Raw genomic sequence first — 5,230 nt, forward strand, 5'->3', positions numbered from 1 at the left:
AATAAATATCAATTTGAATTGACAGATAAATGCAATAATATCTTAACATACTGAGATAAAGAAAAAAGTATTTGATTAGAAAGTTTCTTCCCCCCGCCTAGGCGGGGGGAAAATTGTACATAAGCTTACGGGTTATTAGTACTACTCGGCTATGACATTACTGCCTTTACACCTATAGCCTATCAACGTAGTCATCTCCTACGACCCTTAAAAGAAATCTCATCTTGTGGTGGGTTTCGCGCTTATATGCTTTCAGCGCTTATCCCTGCCAAACGTAGCTACTCTGCGGTGCTCCTGGCGGAACAACAGATACACTAGAGGTTTGTCCAATTCGGTCCTCTCGTACTAGAATCAGATCCACTCAAATTTCTTGCGCCCACAGTAGATAGAGACCGAACTGTCTCACGACGTTCTGAACCCAGCTCGCGTGCCACTTTAATGGGCGAACAGCCCAACCCTTGGGACCTTCTCCAGCCCCAGGATGTGACGAGCCGACATCGAGGTGCCAAACCCCCCCGTCGATATGAGCTCTTGGGGGAGATCAGCCTGTTATCCCCGGCGTACCTTTTATCCTTTGAGCGATGGCCCTTCCATGCGGAACCACCGGATCACTATGCTCTACTTTCGTACCTGATCGACCTGTATGTCTCTCAGTCAAGCTCCCTTATGCCATTGCACTCTACGCACGGTTACCAAGCGTACTGAGGGAACCTTTAGAAGCCTCCGTTACTCTTTTGGAGGCGACCACCCCAGTCAAACTACCCACCAAGCAATGTCCCCCGCAACGCGGGGTTAGGCCTCAGATAAACAAAGGGTTGTATTTCAACAATGACTCCACAACGCCTGGCGACGCCGCTTCATAGTCTCCAACCTATCCTACACATCATTTATCCAAGGTCAATACTAAGCTATAGTAAAGGTGCACAGGGTCTTTTCGTCCCACTGCGGGTAAACGGCATCTTCACCGTTACTACAATTTCACCGAGCTCATGGCTGAGACAGTGTCCAGATCGTTACACCATTCGTGCAGGTCGGAACTTACCCGACAAGGAATTTCGCTACCTTAGGACCGTTATAGTTACGGCCGCCGTTTACTGGGGCTTCAATTCAATGCTTCTCCGAAGATAACATCTCCTCTTAACCTTCCAGCACCGGGCAGGTGTCAGGCCCTATACTTCATCTTACGATTTTGCAGAGCCCTGTGTTTTTGATAAACAGTCGCCTGGACCTCTTCACTGCGGCCAGCATTGCTGCTGGCGACCTTTCTCCCGAAGTTACAGGTCTATTTTGCCTAATTCCTTAGCCATGAATCTCTCGAGCACCTTAGGATTCTCTCCTCGACTACCTGTGTCGGTTTGCGGTACGGGTACTATTAACCTGAAGTTTAGAGGTTTTTCTTGGAAGCCCTTAGGTGTACTATCTCTTTGTCCGAAGACTCCGAGTACTATCGTATTTTGCCAAGATCTGCGGATTTGCCTACAGTCCTTATAGCTACATACTTCAACGAACTATTCCGTCAGTTCGCGACACTTTCATCACTCCGTCACCCCATCACAGTTAACAGTAGTACGGGAATATTAACCCGTTGTCCATCGACTGTCCCTTTCGGGTTCGCCTTAGGTCCCGACTAACCCACAGCTGATTAGCATAGCTGTGGAAACCTTAGTCTTTCGGTGTGCGGGTTTCTCGCCCGCATTATCGTTACTTATGCCTACATTTTCTTTTCTAACCGGTCCAGCATACCTTACGATACACCTTCTACCCTGTTAGAATGCTCCCCTACCACTCCATAATTTAATATGAAATCCATAGCTTCGGTAATATACTTATGCCCGATTATTATCCATGCTCGTCCGCTCGACTAGTGAGCTGTTACGCACTCTTTAAATGAATGGCTGCTTCCAAGCCAACATCCTAGCTGTCTGGGCAGACAAACCTCGTTCTTTCAACTTAGTATATATTTGGGGACCTTAGCTGATGGTCTGGGTTCTTTCCCTCTCGGACTTGGACCTTAGCACCCAAGCCCTCACTGTTATGAAACATTATATAGCATTCGGAGTTTGTCAGGAATTGGTAGGCGGTGAAGCCCCCGCATCCAATCAGTAGCTCTACCTCTATATAACTTTACGCATAACGCTGCACCTAAATGCATTTCGGGGAGTACGAGCTATTTCCGAGTTTGATTGGCCTTTCACCCCTACCCACAGGTCATCCGAAGACTTTTCAACGTCAACCGGTTCGGACCTCCACTGTGTGTTACCACAGCTTCATCCTGCCCATGGGTAGATCACACGGTTTCGCGTCTAACACTACTGACTAAAGCGCCCTATTCAGACTCGCTTTCGCTACGGATCCGTGACTTAATCACTTAACCTTGCCAGCAACGTTAACTCGTAGGCTCATTATGCAAAAGGCACGCCGTCACCCCACTAAAGGGCTCCGACCGCTTGTAAGCGTATGGTTTCAGGATCTATTTCACTCCGTTATTCACGGTTCTTTTCACCTTTCCCTCACGGTACTGGTTCACTATCGGTCTCTCAGGAGTATTTAGCCTTAGCGGATGGTCCCGCCAAATTCAGACAGGATTTCTCGTGTCCCGCCCTACTCAGGATACCACTATCGTTATCTTCTCTTACTTATACAGGGCTATCACCTTCTATGGCTCAACTTTCCAGTTGATTCTAATTCAATCCGCAACAAATGTCGTGGTCCTACAACCCCAATATTGCCGTAACAACATTGGTTTGGGCTAATCCGCGTTCGCTCGCCACTACTTACGGAATCACTTTTGTTTTCTTCTCCTCCGCCTACTTAGATGTTTCAGTTCAGCGGGTTTGCCCACCTATCGGTGTACTATGTCTTCAACATAGTGGGTTGCCCCATTCGGGTATCTACGGATCAATTCGTGTGTGCCGATCCCCGTAGCTTTTCGCAGCTTATCACGCCCTTCATCGCCTCTGAGAGCCAAGGCATCCCCCATACGCCCTTATTTTGCTTATTGTACCTGTCATAAAATCAATTATGACATTATCTTTACCAAGTATTACTACTTAGTAAAAATTGCTTTCTACTTTTTAATATTTTTCTTATCTCAATATGTCAATGAACTGTTATTCGCCGTGGCGAATCAGTGGAGAATAACGGAGTCGAACCGTTGACCTCCTGCGTGCAAGGCAGGCGCTCTAGCCAGCTGAGCTAATCCCCCATTTCTATTAGAATGTTGAATTTTGAATTAATGTGTAATTCTTACTCATGCTCCTAAAATTTCCTTTTTTAAGTGTAAGTAGTTGTCTCGGACAGACTCGAACTGTCGACCCCTACATTATCAGTGTAGTACTCTAACCAGCTGAGCTACGAGACATTCAATGTTTAGCGTTTACCGATCACTCGTCAAACGATTAAACCATTAATCTTTTTACTTAAAATTTATTATTTGAACTAACAGCGAGAGTAATTGTTTCGGAAAATTTCAATCCGATGGTATCTTTTCGTCTTTTTCCTATTGCTGATGCAAGCATCTAACCAATAGGCTCTAGAAAGGAGGTGTTCCAGCCGCACCTTCCGGTACGGCTACCTTGTTACGACTTAGCCCTAGTTACCAGTTTTACCCTAGGCAGCTCCTTGCGGTCACCGACTTCAGGCACCCCCAGCTTCCATGGCTTGACGGGCGGTGTGTACAAGGCCCGGGAACGTATTCACCGGATCATGGCTGATATCCGATTACTAGCGATTCCAGCTTCACGGAGTCGAGTTGCAGACTCCGATCCGAACTGTGACCGGTTTTATAGATTCGCTCCTGGTCGCCCAGTGGCTGCTCTCTGTACCGGCCATTGTAGCACGTGTGTAGCCCAAGGCGTAAGGGCCGTGATGATTTGACGTCATCCCCACCTTCCTCACAGTTTGCACTGGCAGTCTTGTTAGAGTTCCCGACATGACTCGCTGGCAACTAACAACAGGGGTTGCGCTCGTTATAGGACTTAACCTGACACCTCACGGCACGAGCTGACGACAACCATGCAGCACCTTGTAAATTGTCTTGCGAAAGATCTGTTTCCAAACCGGTCAATCTACATTTAAGCCTTGGTAAGGTTCCTCGCGTATCATCGAATTAAACCACATGCTCCACCGCTTGTGCGGGCCCCCGTCAATTCCTTTGAGTTTCATTCTTGCGAACGTACTCCCCAGGTGGGATACTTATCACTTTCGCTTAGCCACTCAGATTGCTCCGAACAGCTAGTATCCATCGTTTACGGCGTGGACTACCAGGGTATCTAATCCTGTTCGCTACCCACGCTTTCGTCCATCAGCGTCAATCCATTAGTAGTAACCTGCCTTCGCAATTGGTATTCCATGTAATCTCTAAGCATTTCACCGCTACACTACATATTCTAGTTACTTCCTAATAATTCAAGTCTGACAGTATCAATGGCCGTTCCTACGTTAAGCGTAGGGCTTTCACCACTGACTTATCAAACCGCCTACGGACCCTTTAAACCCAATGATTCCGGATAACGCTTGGATCCTCCGTATTACCGCGGCTGCTGGCACGGAGTTAGCCGATCCTTATTCCTACAGTACCGTCAAGACTCTACACGTAGAGTTGTTTCTTCCTGTATAAAAGCAGTTTACAATCCATAGGACCGTCATCCTGCACGCGGCATGGCTGGTTCAGGCTTGCGCCCATTGACCAATATTCCTCACTGCTGCCTCCCGTAGGAGTCTGGTCCGTGTCTCAGTACCAGTGTGGGGGATCTCCCTCTCAGGACCCCTACCCATCGTCGCCTTGGTAAGCCGTTACCTTACCAACAAGCTAATGGGACGCATGCTCATCTTTCACCGATAAATCTTTAATATAAAAATGATGCCATTCTTATATACTATAAGGTATTAATCCAAATTTCTCTGGGCTATCCCTTTGTGAAAGGTAGATTGCATACGCGTTACGCACCCGTGCGCCGGTCTCTGGTTCCGAAGAACCATACCCCTCGACTTGCATGTGTTAAGCCTGCCGCTAGCGTTCATCCTGAGCCAGGATCAAACTCTTCATCGTATAATTGCGAGATAGTAAACTATCTCTGTTTTTATTTGACTGAAGATTCTATCGGTTATTATAAATCTTTCGATTCTCTTACTCTCTTTTTATTTGTCTTAAGGTTTCCCTTAAAACGGCTGTCAATTCAATATGTCTATGAACGTGTTCTTCTATGTTTTTCGTTTCGTTTGACCCACA

The 5,230-nt window shown here is 46.9% G+C and carries 2 tRNA genes and 2 rRNA genes; all 4 read right to left on the reverse strand.

The window, feature by feature from the left end:
* Positions 1-115 precede the first annotated feature (115 nt).
* Positions 116-3,001: ribosomal RNA gene (locus tag FNW07_RS13415) — 23S ribosomal RNA — on the reverse strand.
* Positions 3,002-3,131: 130 nt separating this feature from the next.
* A tRNA-Ala gene (locus FNW07_RS13420) sits at positions 3,132-3,205 on the reverse strand.
* An 82-nt stretch (positions 3,206-3,287) separates the two neighbouring features.
* Positions 3,288-3,361: transfer RNA gene (locus tag FNW07_RS13425), tRNA-Ile, on the reverse strand.
* Positions 3,362-3,536: 175 nt separating this feature from the next.
* Positions 3,537-5,050 (reverse strand): 16S ribosomal RNA (locus FNW07_RS13430).
* The 16S and 23S rRNA genes sit together here with 2 tRNA genes alongside, the layout of an rRNA operon.
* Positions 5,051-5,230: the final 180 nt, after the last annotated feature.

Origin of the sequence: Flavobacterium sp. GT3R68 (assembly GCF_007109225.1) — a bacterium.
GTDB lineage: Bacteria > Bacteroidota > Bacteroidia > Flavobacteriales > Flavobacteriaceae > Flavobacterium.